Genomic DNA, 17,575 nt, shown 5'->3' on the forward strand with positions numbered 1-17,575 from the left:
TTTTTGTTCTCTTGGGGGGGGTGTTTGGGTGGGCGGGGGCGGGGCCCCCCCCCCCCGGCGCGGTCCTGCGGACCGCGCATCGGGGCTCTGCCCCGGCCCGGCGGGCCTCCCCGGAGTATTTTGCAAAGAGAAGAAACGGGGACCGGCTGCGCGTCAGTCGGCCTTGCGCTCCGCTTCCTTTTTCTTCTTGAGCGCCGCGAGCTTGGCCTTGAGCATGCCCTTGCGCCGGTTCTGGTAGGCGGTCAGGATGGGCAGCGAGATGTAGTACATGACCAGCCCCGCGAGGATGCCGGGCAGGATGCCGCCGATCATGTAGGGGTAGAAGACCTGATCGTAGAAGATCGACAGGTCGACCCAGGACACCGGCTTTCCCTGGAACACGGCCCAGAGGTTGTTCCACAAATCCTGCCCGGCCTTCACGAACTTCTCGACCAGCCCGCTGTGCTGTTCCGGGTTGACATGTTTACCCTCGACCCCGAGCAGCCAATAGCCGGTCTTCAGAGACGCCACGCCGATCGGAACGTAGGTCAGGGGGTTGCCGAAGAAGGTGGACAGCAGGGCCGCGAGGATGTTGCCGCGCAGGATCAGGGCCAGCATGCCCGCGACGACGAAATGCAGGCCGTAGAATGGCGTGAACGTGGTGAACACGCCGGCAAAGATACCCCGGGCGATGCGATGTGGCGGGTCGGGGAGCCGGGTCACCCGGTGGCGGACATACTGCGCCGCGCGCCCCCAGCCGCCGCGCGGCCAGAGCAGTTCCTTGAGGATCTGCAGCACCGGGCGTCTATCGCGTCGCTTGAAGACCAATCCCTTGCCTTTCCAATCACTCCGCCGCGGATGGCATCGCCGGGGCTGCTGCGAGGCTCGGATCGCGCCGCCGGTCGAGCGAGGCCACGTTGCTCTCTGCCTCGAGGGCGGACATGACCGAATGCAGGTGCTCGGCATCGCGCAGATCCACGTCTATCAGCAGCCGATAAAAATCCGGTTTCCGATCAATGAATCGCAAGTCCGAGATATTGGCCCTTTGCTCGCCGATCAATGTGCAAATCCGCCCAAGCACGCCCGCGTCGTTCGTGATGGTGAGTTCGAGTGACACCGCGTAGACCGCCGGATGCGCCCCGTCCGCCCAATGCAGGTCCATCCAGCGGTCCGGCTGGTCCTCGAAATTGACCAGCGCGCCGCAGTCGATGGTATGGACGGACACACCCTTGCCGCGGTGCGTGAGGCCGACGATCCGCTCGCCGGGCAAGGGCTGGCAGCATTTCGCCCGTTCGAAGGCCTGCCCGTGCTCCAGCCCGATCACCGCGCGTTTGAATTCGATGAGCGCGCCGTCCTGGATGGCAAGGTTCGGGTAGACGGATTCGACCACTTCCCGCGCCGTCAGTTCGGCGCTGCCGACCCGCGCCAGCAGCGTCTCCGCATCCTCCAGCCGAAGCGTCTTTGCCGCGGTCTCCAGCACCTTGTCGGTGACCTTCTTCCCGGCATTCTCGAAGGCAGCGCGGACAAGCTCGTGCCCGAGCTTGGCATAACGCTCCTTGTTCGCCTCGCGCAGCGCCCGGCGGATGGCGGTCTTTGCCTTGCCGGTCTGCGCGATCTCCAGCCAGGTCGCCTGCGGCGCCTGCCCCTCCGCGGTGATGATGTCCACCGACTGGCCGTTCTTCAGCCGCGTCCAGAGCGGCACGCGCAGCCCGTCCACCTTCGCCCCCACGCAGGCGGAGCCGATCCTTGTATGGATGGCATAGGCGAAATCGAGCGGCGTCGCCCCCTTCGGCAGCTTCACCACGTCGCCCTTGGGCGTGAAGCAGAATACCTTGTCGGAGTACATCTCCAGCTTCACCGCCTCGAGGAAGGCGTCGTGATCTTCCTCGGCGTCGAATTGCTCGGTCAGCCCGGCAATCCACTTCGCCGGATCGACGGCAAAGGGGTTCTGGGCCCTGACCCCGTCGCGGTAGGACCAATGTGCCGCCACGCCGGTTTCCGCCACTTCGTGCATCTGGCGGGTGCGGATCTGCACCTCCACCCGCTTGCCGTCGCGGCCGGACACCGTGGTGTGAATCGAGCGGTATCCGTTGGATTTCGGCTGGCTGATGTAATCCTTGAATCGCCCCGGAACCGCCCGCCAGCGCTGATGTATCGCGCCAAGGGTCGTGTAGGCGTCCATCTCCGTGCGGGTGATGACCCGGAAGCCGTAGATGTCCGACAGGCGGGAGAAGCCGATCTTCTTCTCCTGCATCTTGCGCCAGATCGAATAGGGCTTCTTGGCGCGGCCAAAGACCTCCGCCTCGATTCCGGCGCGTTCCAGCTCATAGCGCATGTCCGAGGTGATCCGGTGGATCACGTCGCCGGTCTCCTTTTGCAGCGTCACGAACCGCCGGATGATCGACGCGCGGCCTTCCGGGTTCAGCACGCGGAAGGCGAGATCTTCCAGTTCCTCGCGCATCGACTGCATGCCCATCCTTCCCGCCAGCGGGGCAAAGATGTCCATGGTCTCGCGGGCCTTCTGCACCTGCTTCTCCGGGCGCATGGCCTTGATCGTGCGCATGTTGTGCAGGCGGTCGGCGAGCTTCACCAGGATGACCCGCAGATCCTTCGACATCGCCATGAACAGCTTGCGGAAGTTCTCCGCCTGCTTGCTCTCGCTCGACGACAGCTGAAGGTTGGTGAGCTTCGTCACGCCATCGACGAGGTCGGCGATCTCGCGTCCGAACTTCTCCGCCACGTCGGAATAGGAGGCGCGGGTGTCCTCGATCGTGTCGTGCAGCAGGGCGGTGATGATCGTCGCATCGTCCAGCTGCTGCTCGGTCAGGATGGCGGCAACGGCGACGGGATGCGTGAAATAGGGCTCGCCCGATTTGCGGGTCTGGCCCTTGTGCATCTCGCGGCCATACTCGTAGGCCGCGAGGATCAGCTTTTCGTTGGTCTTCGGGTTGTAATTGCGGACGAGGGCAATGAGGTCTTCGGCAGCGATCATCCGCGATCAACCTTTATGGCGTGTCAGCCCTGACCCTGCGCCTCCATGAGCGCGCGCAGGAGCTTCTCTTCGGACAGGTCGTCTTCCTGCGGCTTGTCCTGTTCGGCGCCCATGAGCAGCGCCATGGCGTCGTCCTCGGGCTCGTCGACCTCGATCTGGGTCTGGTTCGACTCGATCAGGCGCTCGCGCAGCTCGTCGGCGGACTGGGTCTCCTCGGCGATCTCGCGCAGGGAGACGACCGGGTTCTTGTCGTTGTCGCGGTCGACGGTGATCGCGGCCCCGGCGGAGATCTCGCGGGCGCGGTGCGCGGCGAGCATAACCAGCTCGAACCGGTTCGGAACCTTGTCGACGCAATCTTCAACTGTAACGCGGGCCATTGGGCGCTCCTATTTCCTGCGGGTGCCGTCAGAAGCCGACGACATACCGTGGAACATATCTATTGACAAGCCGAAAGACATCACAAAGCCACGACATCCCGCGTCAGATCGTCCGGCAGGGCGTCCCGCATCTGGCGCACGGTCCGGCCCAGCACCGGATGGCGCCAGTCCGCCGCGACATCCGCGAGCGGCACGAGGACGAAGGCGCGTTCGTGCAGGCGCGGGTGCGGAACGATCAGCCGGTCCGGCGTGGCCTGCATCTGGGTCTCCAGCGGCAGCGCCTGCCAATGGGCAAAGGTCTCGCGATCCGGCAGGACGGCCTCGCCGAAGGTCAAAAGGTCGAGGTCCAGCGTCCGGCTGCCCCACCGCGCCTTGCGCTCGCGGTCGAAGGCGGCCTCGATCCGGTGCAGGCAGTCGAGCACCGCGCGGGCGTCCTCCTCCGCGCTCAGAACCGCGCAGGCATTCACGTAATCCGGACCGGCCCCGGCCGGAAAACAGGGGGTGGCAAAGAACCGGCTGACGCGGCGCAGGGCCATCCCTTCGGTCGCCAGCGCGTGCAGCGCAGCGGCGAGAGTCTGGGCCGGTCCGCCCGCCGTCGAGCCAAGGTTCGAGCCGAGCGCAATCGCGAATTTCTTACCCATCATGGTGGTCACACTATCCTTATGGGGGTACGAAACCCCTTGAACGTACCCCCGATTACTTTACCTTATTCACAGGGTCTGCCCTCAATTTCACACTCACGATTTCAGGCAGGCCACTTTGTAAGGAAGGACATTTCATGTTTTACAAAGACGAACGGCTGGCGCTGTTCATTGATGGTTCGAACCTTTACGCGGCGGCAAAGGCGCTCGGGTTCGACATCGACTACAAGCTCCTGAGGCAAGAGTTCGCACGGCGCGGCAAGATGGTAAGGGCCTTCTACTACACGGCTTTGTTGGAGAATGACGAGTATTCTCCGATCCGGCCGCTGGTGGATTGGCTGCACTATAACGGCTTCACCATGGTGACGAAACCGGCCAAGGAATACACCGACAGCCAGGGTCGCCGGAAGGTGAAAGGCAACATGGACATCGAACTGACGGTCGATGCCATGGAGCTTGCGCCCCGGGTTGACCACATCGTCCTGTTCTCTGGCGACGGCGATTTCCGGCCGCTGGTCGAATCGCTTCAGCGGCAAGGCGTTCGCGTCTCGGTTGTATCGACCATACGCAGCCAGCCGCCGATGATCGCCGACGAACTGCGCCGCCAGGCCGACAATTTCATCGAACTGGACGAGTTGCGCGACGTCATCGGCCGTCCCCCGCGCGAACAGCCGGTGGAACGCAACTTCGAGGTTGCCTCGGGCAAGTGATGCAAATTCCGGCCCTTTTGGGGAGGGCCGGAGCATGACACTCCTGCCTTTGGACCAGCTCGCCGCGCTCGGCGGGCTGTTTCTGGCGGCCTTCGGCGCCGCCACGATCCTGCCCTTCCAATCTGAGCTGGTTTTTGCCGCCCTGCAATTGCAGGGCGACATCCTGCTCGGCTGGATCATCGCCTTTGCCAGTGTCGGCAACACGCTCGGGGCGGTGGTCAACTACGTGCTCGGACGCGGCATCGAGCGCTACCGGGACCGCCGGTGGTTCCCGGCCTCCGCCACCCAACTCGACCGCGCGCAGGGCTGGTATGCCCGTTACGGCGTCTGGACGCTGCTGCTCAGCTGGGCCCCGCTCGGCGACGCATTCACCGTCATTGCCGGGATCATGCGCACGCCGCTTTGGCTTTTCGTGCTGCTCGTCTCGCTCGCCAAGACCGGGCGCTACATCGCCCTAGCCTGGGCCATCGGCCTTGGCACGGGCTGACGCCTCATTCCTTCAAGACGGCGGCGCGGGCGTTGATCTCGTTGTGGATCTCGATCACCCGTGGCGGCCAAGTCGACTTGATATAGGCCAGCACGTCGAGGATCTCCGCCTCGTTCAGAACCTCGGCAAATCCCATCATCTCGGACTTGTAGGTCCCCCCGACAATCGCCTCAGTCCCCCGCGTGACGATGTCGATCAGCAGCGGGTCGGCGTGGTGCCAGGTGTGCCCGGTCTCGTCATGCGGCGGCGCGGACAGATAGCCGTCCGCCTTCTGCACCTGCCAATCCGGCTGGCCCGCAAGGTCGGCTCCATGGCAGGCGGCGCAATGATCCGCATAGAGCGCCGCCCCGCTTTGCACCCGAGCGGCATCCTCGTAGGGAACGAGGTTTTCCGCCGAAGTGGCAACGGGAATGAGGCAGGCAACAAGGCCGAGGGTGATGTTCCGCACGCGTGAATCCTTTCCATCCGGTTCGTTGGCACACTGTACCGGCCTTCCCCCGCTGGAAGGCAAGTCACGCGGCGGTGAGGCGAGACTGGACGTGCGAAGCCGTTGGCATTACCTGCGGTGGGGCAAGGAGACGTGCCATGACCCAGACGACCCTCAAGCCCCTGACCCTCTACCTCGCCGCCCCGCGCGGGTTCTGCGCCGGGGTCGACCGCGCCATCAAGATCGTCGAGATGGCCCTGCAGAAATGGGGCGCGCCGGTCTACGTCCGCCATGAGATCGTGCACAACAGGTACGTGGTGGACGACCTGCGGGCCAAGGGCGCGGTCTTTGTCGAGGAACTGACCGAGTGTCCGGATGACCGTCCGGTCATCTTCTCTGCGCACGGCGTTCCGAAATCGGTTCCCGCCGCCGCCGCCGCGCGCGAGATGATCTATGTCGATGCCACCTGTCCGCTGGTCTCCAAGGTCCATATCGAGGCTTCCCGGCATTCGGAGAACGGCCTTCAGATGATCATGATCGGCCACGCCGGGCATCCGGAGACCATCGGAACCATGGGACAGCTGCCCGAGGGCGAGGTTCTGCTGGTGGAGACGGTGGACGACGTGGCGCAGGTGCAGGTCCGCGACCCGGAGCGGCTCGCCTTCGTCACCCAGACCACGCTCTCCGTGGACGATACGGCGGACATCGTCGCGGCGTTGCAGGCCCGCTTCCCGGCCATCGTCGGACCGCACAAGGAAGACATCTGCTACGCGACCACCAACCGGCAGGAAGCGGTCAAGGCCATCGCGCCGGATTGCGATGCGCTGCTGGTGGTCGGAGCACCGAATTCCTCCAATTCGAAGCGGCTGGTCGAGGTCGCCCGCAAGGCCGGGTGCGGCTATGCGCAGCTGGTGCAAAGGGCGTCGGAGATCGACTGGCGGGCGCTGGACGGGATTTCCAGCATCGGCATCACCGCCGGAGCCTCCGCTCCGGAAGTGCTGATCGACGAGGTGGTGGACGCCTTCCGCGCCCGCTTCGACACGACGGTGAGGCTGGTCGAGACCGCACAGGAGAGCGTCGAGTTCAAGGTGCCGCGGGTGCTGCGCGAGCCAACCTGACGGGGCACGCTGCCGTTAATAAATTATTAAGTTATTTCATAATCTTACCCATGGGTAAGGTCGAGTCTTGCCTGGAGTGGCATGGCGCTGTCACAAAACGTGACACAGCTGCGATTGGCGCGGCGTCCGGATCGGGTAAGGTGCGGGGGCAACCATCTGGAAAATGCCGCCATGCTCTCTGCCCAGTTCCTCCTGACCGCCTTCGTCGTCGTCCTCGCTCCCGGCACCGGGGTGCTTTACACGCTGGCCATCGGTCTTGGCCGGGGCCGGCGGGCGGCGATCTGGGCGGCGCTGGGGTGCACGGTCGGTATCGTGCCCCACCTCGCCGCCGCGACGTTTGGCCTTGCCGCGCTGCTGCACACCTCCGCCACGCTCTTCACGGTGGTCAAGATCATTGGCGTCGCTTACCTGCTCTGGCTCGCTTGGCAGGCGCTGCGCAGCGGCGGGGCCTTGTCGGTTCATGCCAACGCCAGCCCGGAGCCGGGCCTGCGTATCGCCACCCGGGGCGCCCTGATCAACATCCTGAATCCGAAGCTCTCGATCTTTTTCCTTGCATTGCTGCCGCCGTTTCTCTCGGGCAACCCTGCTACGGCAACGGCGGAAATGACCCTGCTCGGCGCGGTATTCATGGCGCTGACCTTCGCCGTCTTTGTTGCCTATGGTGCCTTCGCGGCGCGGGCGCGGGACTGGCTGCTCGGCAGTGAGCGGATCATGCGCTGGCTCAATCGCAGCTTTGCCGGGCTGTTCACGTTGCTGGCCGGGCGGCTGGCGCTGGAGCGGCTCTGATCGCGGGTGGCCAGCCCGGGCCGCATGCCCTAACTGTTGGGCGGACGAGGCACGATAACCGACTGACCATGACCAAAGACCAGACCATTCCCCGCGCCGCCCTCCTGCTGGGTCTTGCCGGTGTGATCCCCTTCGCCTGGGGTGCCCTGACGGTGCTGTCTGCCCCACTTGCGGAGGTCTCGGCCCGAACCCTCGGCGGTCGCTTCACCGGCCCGTACATCCAGCTGTTCTACGGCGCGATCATCCTTGCCTTCATGTCCGGCGTGCTCTGGGGCTTTGCCAGCAAGACTACAGGCGGGCAGGCGGCGACAGGCTACGCGCTGTCGACGCTTCCGGCGCTCTGGGCGTTCTTCTTCACCGGCGGCGGGCCGGTCTCGGCGGCGGTGTACCTGATCGGAGGATACGCGGGTCTGCTGATGCTCGACTGGCAGTTCTGGCGCTGGGGCCTCGCGCCGCCGTGGTGGATGCGGCTGAGGCTGCTGCTGAGCGGGCTGGTGATCCTGTGCCTTCTGGTGACGGTGCTGACATGACGGACCGGATCACGCTCGACGTCTACGACCTGCGCGCGGCGGAATACGCCGAGGTGACCGCGTCCGAAGGACCGGACGCGACCCTGCAACGCTTCATCGACGCCCTGCCGCCGGGCGCGCGGGTGCTGGACCTCGGCTGCGGGCCGGGGACATCGGCGGCGTATATGGCGCAGTCGGGGCTCAGGCCGGAGGCGTGGGATGCCTCGTCCGGGATGGTGGCGCTGGCAGAGAAACATCCGGGCGTGACGGCGCGGCTCTCCAGTTTCGACGACTTGACGGAGATCGACGCCGCATCGTTCGACGGCGTCTGGGCCAACTTCTCGCTCCTGCATGCCCCGCGCAAGGCGCTGCCCCGGCATCTGCGCGAGATCGCCCGCATCCTGCGGCCCGGCGGGCTGTTCCACATCGCTGTCAAGGAAGGGACAGGCGAGCGTCGGGACCGGATCGGACGGCTCTACAGCTATTATACCGAAGGTGATCTGACCCGGCTTCTGAAGGACGCCGGCCTGTCGCCGGGAGCGTATGAACGCGGACGGGACAGGGGGCTTGACGGCAGCCTGTCGGACTGGATATCCGTCACCGCCCATGCCTGACCTTTTTGCCTATACCGACGGAGCCTGCTCCGGAAATCCCGGCCCCGGTGGCTGGGGGGTGCTGCTGCGTGCAATGGACGGCGATGTGGTCGTGAAGGAGCGCACGCTGAACGGGGGCGACAAGGTCACGACAAACAACCAGATGGAACTGATGGCGGCGATCTCGGCTCTGGAGTCCTTGTCGCGTCCGTCCCGGATCACGGTGGTCACGGATTCGCAATATGTGAAGAACGGTGTGACCGGCTGGATATTCGGCTGGAAGAAGAACGGCTGGAAGACGGCGGCAAAGAAGCCGGTGAAAAACGTCGAGTTGTGGCAAAGGCTGGACGCGGCACAGGCGCGGCACGATGTGACCTGGGAATGGGTCAAGGGGCACGCCGGGCATCCGGAGAACGAGCGGGCGGACGAATTGGCGCGCGAAGGCATGGCGCCGTTCAAATAGCCGTTGATTGCAGTGTTTTCCGGGGTGGAAAAATTTCCGGGGCGAAATTTTTCTTTCGGTGCTCTGCCCCGGACCCCGAGGTATTTATGGACCAAAGAAGACTACAGGGGCGCATGGCATGCCGTCGCGCTGATGGCCTGAGTGTGATTTTTCGGTTCAGATTGCGGGACGCAGGCGGTTACAAGCGGACATGACCCTTCTCACCTTCCTCGATTACACATCCGTGCTGGTCTTTGCCCTGACCGGGGCGTTGGTGGCCAGCCGGGCGCAGCTCGACATCGTCGGGTTTGCCTTCTTTGCCAGCCTGACCGGGCTGGGAGGCGGGACGCTGCGCGACCTGCTGCTGGACCGGACGCCGATCTGGATTGGCGAGCCGGTCTATCTCGCGCTGACCTGTGTGGCGGCGCTTGTGGTTTTTGTTGCCGCGCCGCATCTGGAGAGCCGGTATCGGGTGCTGCTCTGGCTCGATGCGGCGGCGCTGGCGGTGGCGGTTCCGGCGGGTGCGGGGATCGCGGCGGCGTTGGGCCTGCCGTTGCCGATCGTGCTGGTCATGGGGATCACCACCGGCTGCGGCGGCGGGTTGATGCGCGATGTGGTGGCGAACGAGGTGCCGCTGGTGCTCAAGCAGGGCGAGCTTTACGTCACCTGTGCGCTGGCTGGGTCCGGGGCGCTGGCGGCGGCGGTCTCGCTCGGTCTAGGGGCGGACATCGCGGCGCTGTGTGCCGCGATCACCACCTTTGCGCTCAGGGCGGGCTCGATTGCCTTTGGCTGGAAATTGCCGGTCTACAAACCGCGCCCGCCCCGCAATTTCTGACCTTTACTGGAGGTCGCCAAAGGCTTTTTGCAGGCGTTCTCCGGCCTCGATCACCCGTGCCCGCGTGGTGCCGAAGTTGAAGCGCAGGAAGCTCTCGCCGCCGGTGCCGAAGGTCGGGCCGTGGTTGGCGGCGATCTTCGCGTCCTTTTCCACGCGGCGGGTGAACTCGGCGCGATCCATCCCGGTGCCGGAGAAGTCCACCCAGGCGAGGTAGGTCGCCTCCATCGGCATGGATTTCAGGCCAGGAATGGCGTTGACGGCGGCGTCGAAAGCCCGGCGGTTCTCGTCGAGATAAGTCGTCAGATCATCGACCCATTGCGCACCCTCCGGTGAATAGGCGGCGGTGATCATGTGCAGGCCGAAGGAGTTGGGCGAGATGCCGAGCGCCCCCATACGCGCCGCGAACTGCACCCGCAGGTCGGGGTTCGGGATGATGACGTTGCCGGTGTGAGAGCCGGCGATGTTGAAGGTCTTCGTCGCGGCGGTGAGCATGACCAGTCGCTCCTCCACATCGCCGCCGATCAGCGGCATGGTGGTGTGCTTGTGGCCGGGCATCACGAGGTCCTCGTGGATTTCGTCCGAGACGAGGATCAGGTCGTGCCGCTTGGCGAAAGCCGCGACGCCTTTGAGTTCGGCGCGGGTCCAGACGCGACCGCCGGGGTTGTGCGGCGAACAGAGGATGAGCATGCGTTCGGAGCCGGTCATCTGCGCGTCGTAGGCGTCGAAGTCCATTTCGTACCGGCCGTCCCGCTGCACCAGCGGGCATTCGACCACGCTGCGTTCTGCGGCTTTGATGACGCGGGCGAAGGCGTGGTAGACGGGAGTGAAGAGGACGACACCGTCGCCGGGATTGGTGAAGGCGTCGACGCAGAGGCCCACGGCGTTGACGAGGCCGTGGGTGGTGAAGACGCTCTTGGGGTCCACCGTCCAGCCGTGGCGCGCCTGCATCCACCACTGGATCGCGTTCAGGTAGGCGCTGTCGTTGCCGAAGTAGCCGTAGACGCCGTGATCGGCCATCTTCTGCACGGCTTTCTGCACGCACTCGGGCGGGCGGAAGTCCATGTCAGCGACCCACATGGCGAGGCCGCCGTCCGACGGGACGCCATAGATCGGCTCCATCATGTCCCACTTGGAACAATGGCTGCCAAAACGGTCGATCTCTTCGTCGAAACGGCTCATGGATGGTCCTTTCTGCTTTTGCCCTATTGGTTGCCGGAAGTTTGCGGCTCTTCAAGGGTGAAAAGCACGGCTGGAGCGGTATCGCCGTTGTTGCGATTTCCCGCGCTTGGCCCTAAATCAGCGCCATGAAGCGAAACATTCTCATTCACCCCGATCCGAGGCTGAAGAAGCTCTGTGAGCCCGTGGCCGATCTGTCGGACGAGTTGCGGGCGCTGGCCGATGACATGCTGGAGACCATGTACGACGCGCCGGGCATCGGGCTGGCGGCACCGCAGGTTGGCGTGATGCAGCGGTTGATCGTGCTCGATTGCGTGAAGGGCGAGAGCGAGGCCCCGCGTCCGCTCGTGATGTTCAACCCGAGGCTGCTTGCCTCGTCGGACGAGACGAACACCTACGAGGAGGGCTGCCTGTCGATCCCGGATCAGTATGCGGAGGTGACGCGGCCGAAGGTGGTGGATGTCGAGTGGATCGACCGGGACGGCAAGGTGAAGACCGAGACGTTTGACGGGCTCTGGGCGACCTGCGTGCAGCATGAGATCGACCATTTGGATGGCAAGCTGTTCATCGACTACCTGAAGCCTTTGAAGCGGCAGATGATCACCCGCAAGATGGTCAAGCTGAAGAAAGAGCTGGCGCGGGAGAAGGTGTGAGCGTTCTGCCGGTCCTCAAATGGCCCGATCCGAGGCTGGCGCAGGTCTGTGCGCCGGTCGGGGATGTCACGGATTTGCGGGATGTCGTGGCAGATATGTTCGAGACCATGTACGCCGCGCCGGGCCGGGGGCTGGCGGGGCCGCAGGTCGGGGTCATGGCGCGGGTCTTCGTGATGGATGCCGGGTGGAAGGAGGGCGCGAAGACGCCCTTGGCCTGCATCAACCCGGAGATTTTGGTTCGGTCCGAGGAGATGGCGGACGGGCCGGAGGGCTGTCTGTCGGTGCCGGGGGTGACGGCGGAGGTCGCGCGGCATCGGGCGATCACGCTGGCTTACACGGATCTGGATGGCGTCCGGCATGAGGCCCGGATGACCGGGGCGGCTGCGATCATCGCGCAGCATGAGTACGATCATCTGGACGGGGTGATGCATTTCGACCGTCTTGGAGCGGCGGAACGGGCGGCGGTTCTGGCGGAGTATGAGGCGCTGGCATGACGGTGCGTGTGTGCATTCCCTATCCGGACAAGCGGCTCAAGACCGTCGCGGAGCCGGTTTCGGAGATCACCGATGAAGTCCGGGCAGTGTGGCAGGACATGGTGGATACCATGGAGGCCATGCCCGGTGTCGGCATGGGCGCACCGCAGATCGGGGTGATGCTGCGGCTGGCGGTGGTGGATGCCTCCGAGACGCGGGGGCAGGTGGTGCGGATGGCCAATCCGGAGGTCCTGCATGCGAGCGTCAAGCTGCGGGAGCACGAGGAGGCCTCGCCCAACCTGCCGGGCGTCTCGGCGGTGATTTCCCGGCCCCGGGCGGTGACCGTACGGTTCATGGATGAGCACGGGGAGACGGTGGAGCGCGATTTCGCCGGCCTCTGGGCGACGACTGTGCAACACCAGATCGACCATCTGAACGGCAAGCTCTACATCGACCATCTGAGCCGGACCAAGCGGGACATGCTGGTGAAGAAGGCGCGGAAGCTGCGCGGGGGTGCGGGGTAAAACCCCGCCCTACGGGATGGTGTGATCCTGTTCGGCGGAGGTCTGCGCGACAGATCGTAGGGCGGGGCTGTGCCCCGCTTTTTGGGGTATTTGGGCCAAGAAGAAGCAGGGAGCGGTGTCATGCGGCTGGTGTTCATGGGGAGTCCGGAGTTTTCGGTGCCGGTTCTCGAAGCCCTGCATCAAGAGGGACACGAAATCGTCTGCGTCTATTGCCAGCCGCCGCGGCCCGCCGGGCGGGGCAAGAAGGACCGGCCGACGCCGGTGCAGGCGCGGGCGGAGGCCCTGGGCCTGCCGGTGCGGCATCCGGTGTCGTTGAAGGGCGCGGAGGCGCAGGCGGAGTTCGCCGCTCTGGACGCGGATGTGGCCGTTGTCGTGGCCTACGGTCTTATCCTGCCGCAGGCCGTTCTGGACGCGCCCAAACATGGCTGTCTGAACATCCATGCCAGCCTGTTGCCGCGCTGGCGTGGGGCGGCGCCGATTCACCGGGCGATCATGGCCGGAGATGCCGAAACCGGCGTATGCATCATGCAGATGGAAGCGGGGCTGGATACCGGGCCGGTGCTGCTGCGCGAGGTTTTGGAGATCGAAAACGAGGAGACCACGGGCGAATTGCATGACCGGCTGAGTACGCTGGGCGCGCGGTTGATCGGCGAGGCGCTGGCGCGGCTCGGGGCGCTGGTGCCCGAGGTGCAGCCCGAGGACGGCGTGACCTATGCGGCAAAGATCGACAAGGCCGAGGCGGCGGTGGACTGGGCGCAACCGGCGGAGATGGTGAGCCGGCAGATCCGTGGCCTGTCGCCCTTTCCCGGGGCCTGGACGCTGCACGGCGAGGAGCGGATCAAGTTGCTCGGTGCGAGGGTCAGCGCGGCCACGGGTGTGCCCGGGACAGCGCTTGACGACACATTCACCATTGCCTGCGGCACCGGTGCGGTGCAGGTTACCCGCGCACAGCGTGCCGGGAAGGGGGTGCAGGAGGCCGAGGTTTTCCTGCGCGGGCATCCCATCCCCAACGGCACGATCCTCGGAGGCTGACGACAGATGTTCCCCGTTCTCATCGGCACCGTGGTGATCGCCGGGATCGTCGGATACGCGTCGGAGCGGTCCGGTTTCACCCACAACGGCATTCTGCAAAGCATCATCATCTGCATTGGCGGGGCCTTCCTCGCCTATTTCATCCGGCTGATGTTCGGCATCGGCTTCGGCTCTCCGGGGCTGAACGCGATTGCCTCGTCCATTGGCGCATTGATCATCGTGCCGTTCCACTGGCGCAAGTGAGGAGACAGGTCCCATGGGCATCATCTGGCTGATCATCGTCGGCGCGGCGGCGGGGTTTCTCGCCACGCGGTTCATGAACCTGCGGCTGGGTACGCTGGAGACCATCGGCATCGGTATCGGCGGTGCGCTGATCGGCGGGCTGGTGTTGCGGTTCCTGCTGGCCCTGACCGGTATGCTGGCGGGGCTGGTCGGCGCGGTGCTGGGTGCCATGCTGCTGCTCTGGGCGTTCAAGACCTTCTTCGGCAAGTGAATCCTGTGCCTTTGTGCGGACCTGCGCAGCCTCTGCGCGGGTCTTCGTCTTTGTCCGGTGCCCGCATCAGGCTAGGTCCTGTTGCAAAGGCAAAAGGAGGACACCATGGGACATCTGCAGGATGGCGCGTGGAAGACGCAATCGCTGGAGGCGCTCTCGAAGGGCGGCGCGTTCGAGCGCAAGGAATCCAGTTTCCGCAACTGGATCACCGCAGACGGCAGCGCCGGGCCGAGCGGAGACGGCGGGTTCCAGGCGGAGGCCGGGCGCTATCATCTCTATGTCAGCTATGCCTGTCCCTGGGCGCACCGCACGTTGATCTTCCGCGCGCTAAAGGGGTTGGAGGAGATCATCCCTGTCAGTGTCGTGCATCCCGACATGTTGGACGACGGCTGGACCTTCGAGGCGGATGAGGATGGCGCAACGGGCGATCGGCTTTACGGTCTGCGGTTCCTGCGGGACATCTACACGAAGGCCGATCCCAAGGTGACCAGCCGCGTGACGGTTCCGGTGCTCTGGGACAAGGACCGCGAGACCATCGTGTCCAACGAGAGCGCCGAGATCATCCGCATGTTCAATTCCGCTTTCGACGGGATCACCGGCAATACCGCCGATTTCTGGCCGAACGACCTGCGGGCGGCCATCGAGCCGGTCAATGCACGGATTTATGACACCGTGAACAACGGCGTCTACAAGAGCGGTTTTGCGACGACGCAAGCGGCCTATGATGATGCGGTGCACCCGCTGTTCGACACGCTGGACTGGATCGAGGAGCGGCTGGCGGCGCGGCGATACCTGATGGGCGAGCGGATCACCGAGGCGGACTGGCGGCTGTTCACCACGCTGATCCGCTTCGACGCGGTCTATCATGGCCACTTCAAGTGCAACCGGCGCCGGATCGTGGATTATCCGAACCTGTCGGGATACCTGCGCGAACTGTATCAATGGCCGGGGGTGGCGGAGACGGTGAATTTCACCCACATCACCCGGCACTATCACTACAGCCACGAGAGCATCAATCCGCATCGGATCGTGCCGATCGGACCGGAGCTGGACCTGGACGCGCCGCACGGGCGCGGTGCTTTGAAGGCGGCCTAGGCTGTCAGCCGCGGCTGGCCGTAATGGTCGGCCATGGCGGCCAGATCGGCCGGAGCGGTCGCGCTGGTGACAAAGGCACAGGCATTGGCGCAGTGCTGGAAGATCGAGCCGTCGGAGAAGAAGCTGGTGTTGGTGACGAAGATCACCCGCGCGTCCGGTTGGCGGTAGCTGGCGTAGTCGGAGACCGACAGGGCGCTGCCCTGTTCCAGGACCAGATCGAGGATGATCACCTCGAAGGTGACCTCGCGCAGCAACGTGTAGGCGTCTTCATCCGTTTGGGCCACGAGAACACGCCGGCCGAGCCGCTCCAGGTGCCGCTGCCACAGCGCGGCAAGGGTCGCATTGCTTTCGACGATCAGCACCATGGCTGGCGAACTCCGGAACCCCGGCGAAACCGGGTGATGAACACATCTGACATTCTCCGTGTGTAGGGCGGCAAATCTGAAGAAAGTGTTAACGCTTTGGTAAGCCGAGTGAACAAAGCATGAATCGTCGCTGGAAATTGATTGTTCTGGCGCTTGCCCATGCGCAGGGCGCTGTTACTGTGCGCCGCTGAGAATGCGCGGATTCAGGAGGTTTCATGCGGTTTTTCGGCGCGATTGCGGCAACGATCATCGGCTTTGCGGGAGCGGCCAGCGCACAGGAGGTGCCCTGTGGCGGCGGTTTCGCGGCGTTCAAGGACGGGCTGGTGGCGGAGGCTGTCTCGCTCGGCCATGACGAGGCGACGGCCCGGCGGTTCCTGTCCTCCGCCACGCAGGCGCAGAGCGTGCTCAAGGCGGACCAGCGGCAGGGCATCTTTCAGGACCCGTTCATTACCTTCTCTCGCAAGCTGATCTCGCAGAACCGGCTCGACAAGGGCCGGCAGATGTCGGAGCGCTATGACTCCGTCTTCGACCGGATCGAGCAGGAATTCGGCATCTCGCGCGGGGTGCTGCTGGCCTTCTGGGCCTTCGAGACCGATTTCGGCGCTTTCCAGGGTGATTTCAACACGCTGAACGCTTTGGTCACTCTGGCACATGACTGCCGCCGCCCCGAGATTTTCCGCCCGCAGATCTTCGCCGCGCTCTCGCTCTACGAACACGGCGATTTCGACCCTGCGACGACCACCGGCGCCTGGGCGGGCGAGATCGGCATGGTGCAGATGCTGCCGAAGGACATCCTCGAAAACGGCGTGGACGGCGACGGTGACGGGCATGTGATGCTGAAGACCTCCGCGCCGGATGCGCTGATGTCCGGGGCGAAGATGCTCTCGCATCTGGGATGGCGCTACGGCGAGCCATGGTTACAGGAGATCCGCCTGCCGGAGGATTTCGACTGGTCTCTGACGGGTTTGCAGACCGAGATGAGCGTGGCCGACTGGGAACAGCTTGGCGTGCGGGCGCGCGAGGGGCAACTGGACGATGGCCGTCTTATGGCGTCCATCCTGCTGCCGCAGGGCAAGGACGGTCCGCAGTTCCTCGCCTACCCGAATTTCCGCGTCTATTTCGAGTGGAACCAGAGCTTCACCTACGTCCTGACCGCCGCCTATTTCGGCACCCGCCTGATGGGGGCGCCGGTCTATGACGCGGGCAACCCGCAGCCGGGGCTGGACGGGCCGCAGATGAAGGAACTGCAGCGCAAGCTGGCGGCGCACGGGCATGACGTGGGCGAGATCGACGGCATTCTTGGAGCGGGAACGCGGGCGGCTGTGCGGGTCATGCAGCAGGAGGTCGGCCTGCCGGTGGACGGCTGGCCGACCCCGGCGCTGCTGAGCCGGTTGTAACGGTGATGGCGGGCCGGGCGCGGGCGCAGGCCATCAGGCCCCGGGTCAAGCCCGGGGCTGCGCTTCGTCTCGTCGCCCAGTGTCTGCCCCTGCTTGCCCTGTCGGCCTGCCTGACGGCGGAGGCGGTTCCGGAAATCCCGGCGGCCCTGCAAGGCCGTTGGGGTCTGGTGGCCGCCGACTGCGAGCCGGGGCGGGACGACGCCAAGGGGTTGATGACGGTCGGGGAAAGCACGCTGACCTTTTACGAGAGCCGCGCCACGCTGGACCGCCTGTCCGAACGCGGTGAGACGCAGGTGCAGGGCAGCTTTGCCTTCACTGGTGAAGGCATGGCGTGGGAGCGGCTTGTGTCTCTGACGCTGAACGAGGACGGCACGCTGACCCGCAGCGAGATCGGCGATGCGCCGGATGCGGACAGCTATACCTATCTGCCCTGTCCCTGATCGGAGCGGGGCGGCCTGTAGGGCGGGGCTA

At 65.0% G+C, this 17,575-nt stretch carries 24 protein-coding genes; 17 read left to right on the forward strand and 7 right to left on the reverse strand.

Annotation, left to right across the window (positions count from 1 at the left end; translation table 11 throughout):
• Nucleotides 1–153: 153 nt before the first annotated feature.
• The 4 genes from ACP159_RS02740 to folK form a co-directional block, all read right to left on the reverse strand.
• On the reverse strand, nucleotides 154–807 hold the full coding sequence (locus ACP159_RS02740; RefSeq protein WP_425098087.1) for a DUF2062 domain-containing protein: 654 nt from the start codon (nucleotides 805–807) through the stop codon (nucleotides 154–156).
• Between the two features lie 16 nt (nucleotides 808–823).
• Nucleotides 824–2,971, reverse strand: a complete 2,148-nt coding sequence (locus ACP159_RS02745) for a RelA/SpoT family protein (protein WP_425098088.1) — start codon at nucleotides 2,969–2,971, stop codon at nucleotides 824–826.
• A gap of 23 nt (nucleotides 2,972–2,994) precedes the next feature.
• Entirely contained in the window at nucleotides 2,995–3,348 is a 354-nt protein-coding gene (rpoZ, locus tag ACP159_RS02750; protein WP_425098089.1) for a DNA-directed RNA polymerase subunit omega, read from the reverse strand.
• Nucleotides 3,349–3,428: 80 nt separating this feature from the next.
• Entirely contained in the window at nucleotides 3,429–3,989 is a 561-nt protein-coding gene (gene folK, locus ACP159_RS02755) for a 2-amino-4-hydroxy-6-hydroxymethyldihydropteridine diphosphokinase (protein WP_425098090.1), read from the reverse strand.
• Nucleotides 3,990–4,126: 137 nt separating this feature from the next.
• On the opposite strand from folK, the gene ACP159_RS02760 reads away from it, so the two are divergent.
• Together ACP159_RS02760 and ACP159_RS02765 are read left to right on the forward strand one after the other, a co-directional pair.
• Nucleotides 4,127–4,699 (forward strand): NYN domain-containing protein, encoded by a 573-nt coding sequence (locus ACP159_RS02760; RefSeq protein WP_425098091.1) that lies wholly within the window; start codon nucleotides 4,127–4,129, stop codon nucleotides 4,697–4,699.
• Nucleotides 4,700–4,733: 34 nt separating this feature from the next.
• The gene (locus ACP159_RS02765; protein WP_425098092.1) at nucleotides 4,734–5,186 is read left to right on the forward strand and encodes a YqaA family protein; all 453 of its coding nucleotides are present in this window, start codon (nucleotides 4,734–4,736) and stop codon (nucleotides 5,184–5,186) included.
• 4 nt (nucleotides 5,187–5,190) lie between these two features.
• Here the strand turns inward: ACP159_RS02765 and ACP159_RS02770 are convergent, their stop codons facing one another.
• Nucleotides 5,191–5,634, reverse strand: a complete 444-nt coding sequence (locus tag ACP159_RS02770; RefSeq protein ID WP_425098093.1) for a c-type cytochrome — start codon at nucleotides 5,632–5,634, stop codon at nucleotides 5,191–5,193.
• A 137-nt stretch (nucleotides 5,635–5,771) separates the two neighbouring features.
• Here ACP159_RS02770 and ispH point away from each other — a divergent pair, with 137 nt between their 5' ends.
• From ispH to ACP159_RS02800, 6 genes are all read left to right on the forward strand, one after another.
• Nucleotides 5,772–6,731 (forward strand): 4-hydroxy-3-methylbut-2-enyl diphosphate reductase, encoded by a 960-nt coding sequence (gene ispH, locus ACP159_RS02775; RefSeq protein ID WP_425098094.1) that lies wholly within the window; start codon nucleotides 5,772–5,774, stop codon nucleotides 6,729–6,731.
• 171 nt (nucleotides 6,732–6,902) lie between these two features.
• The gene (locus ACP159_RS02780; protein ID WP_425098195.1) at nucleotides 6,903–7,517 is read left to right on the forward strand and encodes a LysE family translocator; all 615 of its coding nucleotides are present in this window, start codon (nucleotides 6,903–6,905) and stop codon (nucleotides 7,515–7,517) included.
• A 68-nt stretch (nucleotides 7,518–7,585) separates the two neighbouring features.
• A complete protein-coding gene (locus ACP159_RS02785) occupies nucleotides 7,586–8,047 on the forward strand; it encodes a DUF3429 domain-containing protein (protein ID WP_425098095.1) in 462 nt (153 codons plus the stop codon).
• Nucleotides 8,044–8,640, forward strand: a complete 597-nt coding sequence (locus ACP159_RS02790; protein WP_425098096.1) for a class I SAM-dependent methyltransferase — start codon at nucleotides 8,044–8,046, stop codon at nucleotides 8,638–8,640. The genes ACP159_RS02785 and ACP159_RS02790 overlap by 4 nt, the downstream gene beginning before the upstream one ends.
• Nucleotides 8,633–9,082, forward strand: a complete 450-nt coding sequence (gene rnhA / locus ACP159_RS02795) for a ribonuclease HI (RefSeq protein WP_425098097.1) — start codon at nucleotides 8,633–8,635, stop codon at nucleotides 9,080–9,082. The genes ACP159_RS02790 and rnhA overlap by 8 nt, the downstream gene beginning before the upstream one ends.
• Before the next feature lie 190 nt (nucleotides 9,083–9,272).
• On the forward strand, nucleotides 9,273–9,896 hold the full coding sequence (locus ACP159_RS02800) for a trimeric intracellular cation channel family protein (RefSeq protein WP_425098098.1): 624 nt from the start codon (nucleotides 9,273–9,275) through the stop codon (nucleotides 9,894–9,896).
• A 3-nt stretch (nucleotides 9,897–9,899) separates the two neighbouring features.
• Here the strand turns inward: ACP159_RS02800 and ACP159_RS02805 are convergent, their stop codons facing one another.
• Nucleotides 9,900–11,075 carry a MalY/PatB family protein gene (locus ACP159_RS02805; protein ID WP_425098099.1) on the reverse strand — a complete coding sequence of 392 codons (1,176 nt, stop codon included), beginning with the start codon at nucleotides 11,073–11,075 and terminating at the stop codon, nucleotides 9,900–9,902.
• 125 nt (nucleotides 11,076–11,200) lie between these two features.
• Between ACP159_RS02805 and def (ACP159_RS02810) the strand changes: the two genes are divergently transcribed.
• The 7 genes from def (ACP159_RS02810) (at nucleotide 11,201) to ACP159_RS02840 (ending at nucleotide 15,342) form a co-directional block, all read left to right on the forward strand.
• Nucleotides 11,201–11,725 carry a peptide deformylase gene (gene def / locus ACP159_RS02810; protein ID WP_425098100.1) on the forward strand — a complete coding sequence of 175 codons (525 nt, stop codon included), beginning with the start codon at nucleotides 11,201–11,203 and terminating at the stop codon, nucleotides 11,723–11,725.
• A complete protein-coding gene (def, locus tag ACP159_RS02815; protein ID WP_425098101.1) occupies nucleotides 11,722–12,219 on the forward strand; it encodes a peptide deformylase in 498 nt (165 codons plus the stop codon). The genes def (ACP159_RS02810) and def (ACP159_RS02815) overlap by 4 nt, the downstream gene beginning before the upstream one ends.
• On the forward strand, nucleotides 12,216–12,722 hold the full coding sequence (gene def, locus ACP159_RS02820) for a peptide deformylase (protein ID WP_425098102.1): 507 nt from the start codon (nucleotides 12,216–12,218) through the stop codon (nucleotides 12,720–12,722). The genes def (ACP159_RS02815) and def (ACP159_RS02820) overlap by 4 nt, the downstream gene beginning before the upstream one ends.
• A gap of 120 nt (nucleotides 12,723–12,842) precedes the next feature.
• Entirely contained in the window at nucleotides 12,843–13,754 is a 912-nt protein-coding gene (fmt, locus tag ACP159_RS02825) for a methionyl-tRNA formyltransferase (RefSeq protein WP_425098103.1), read from the forward strand.
• Nucleotides 13,755–13,760: 6 nt separating this feature from the next.
• Nucleotides 13,761–13,997 carry a hypothetical protein gene (locus tag ACP159_RS02830; protein WP_425098104.1) on the forward strand — a complete coding sequence of 79 codons (237 nt, stop codon included), beginning with the start codon at nucleotides 13,761–13,763 and terminating at the stop codon, nucleotides 13,995–13,997.
• Nucleotides 13,998–14,010: 13 nt separating this feature from the next.
• Nucleotides 14,011–14,247 carry a GlsB/YeaQ/YmgE family stress response membrane protein gene (locus tag ACP159_RS02835; RefSeq protein ID WP_425098105.1) on the forward strand — a complete coding sequence of 79 codons (237 nt, stop codon included), beginning with the start codon at nucleotides 14,011–14,013 and terminating at the stop codon, nucleotides 14,245–14,247.
• Between the two features lie 105 nt (nucleotides 14,248–14,352).
• A complete protein-coding gene (locus ACP159_RS02840; RefSeq protein WP_425098106.1) occupies nucleotides 14,353–15,342 on the forward strand; it encodes a glutathione S-transferase family protein in 990 nt (329 codons plus the stop codon).
• Here ACP159_RS02840 and ACP159_RS02845 read toward each other — a convergent pair.
• A complete protein-coding gene (locus tag ACP159_RS02845) occupies nucleotides 15,339–15,707 on the reverse strand; it encodes a response regulator transcription factor (RefSeq protein WP_425098107.1) in 369 nt (122 codons plus the stop codon). The genes ACP159_RS02840 and ACP159_RS02845 overlap by 4 nt on opposite strands.
• 215 nt (nucleotides 15,708–15,922) lie before the next feature.
• Between ACP159_RS02845 and ACP159_RS02850 the strand changes: the two genes are divergently transcribed.
• Nucleotides 15,923–17,104 (forward strand): lytic murein transglycosylase, encoded by a 1,182-nt coding sequence (locus ACP159_RS02850; RefSeq protein ID WP_425098108.1) that lies wholly within the window; start codon nucleotides 15,923–15,925, stop codon nucleotides 17,102–17,104.
• A gap of 5 nt (nucleotides 17,105–17,109) precedes the next feature.
• Nucleotides 17,110–17,544 carry a hypothetical protein gene (locus ACP159_RS02855; protein ID WP_425098109.1) on the forward strand — a complete coding sequence of 145 codons (435 nt, stop codon included), beginning with the start codon at nucleotides 17,110–17,112 and terminating at the stop codon, nucleotides 17,542–17,544.
• Nucleotides 17,545–17,575 lie beyond the last annotated feature (31 nt).

Source organism: Tropicibacter sp. S64 (assembly GCF_049803835.1).
Classification (GTDB): Bacteria; Pseudomonadota; Alphaproteobacteria; order Rhodobacterales; family Rhodobacteraceae; genus Pacificoceanicola.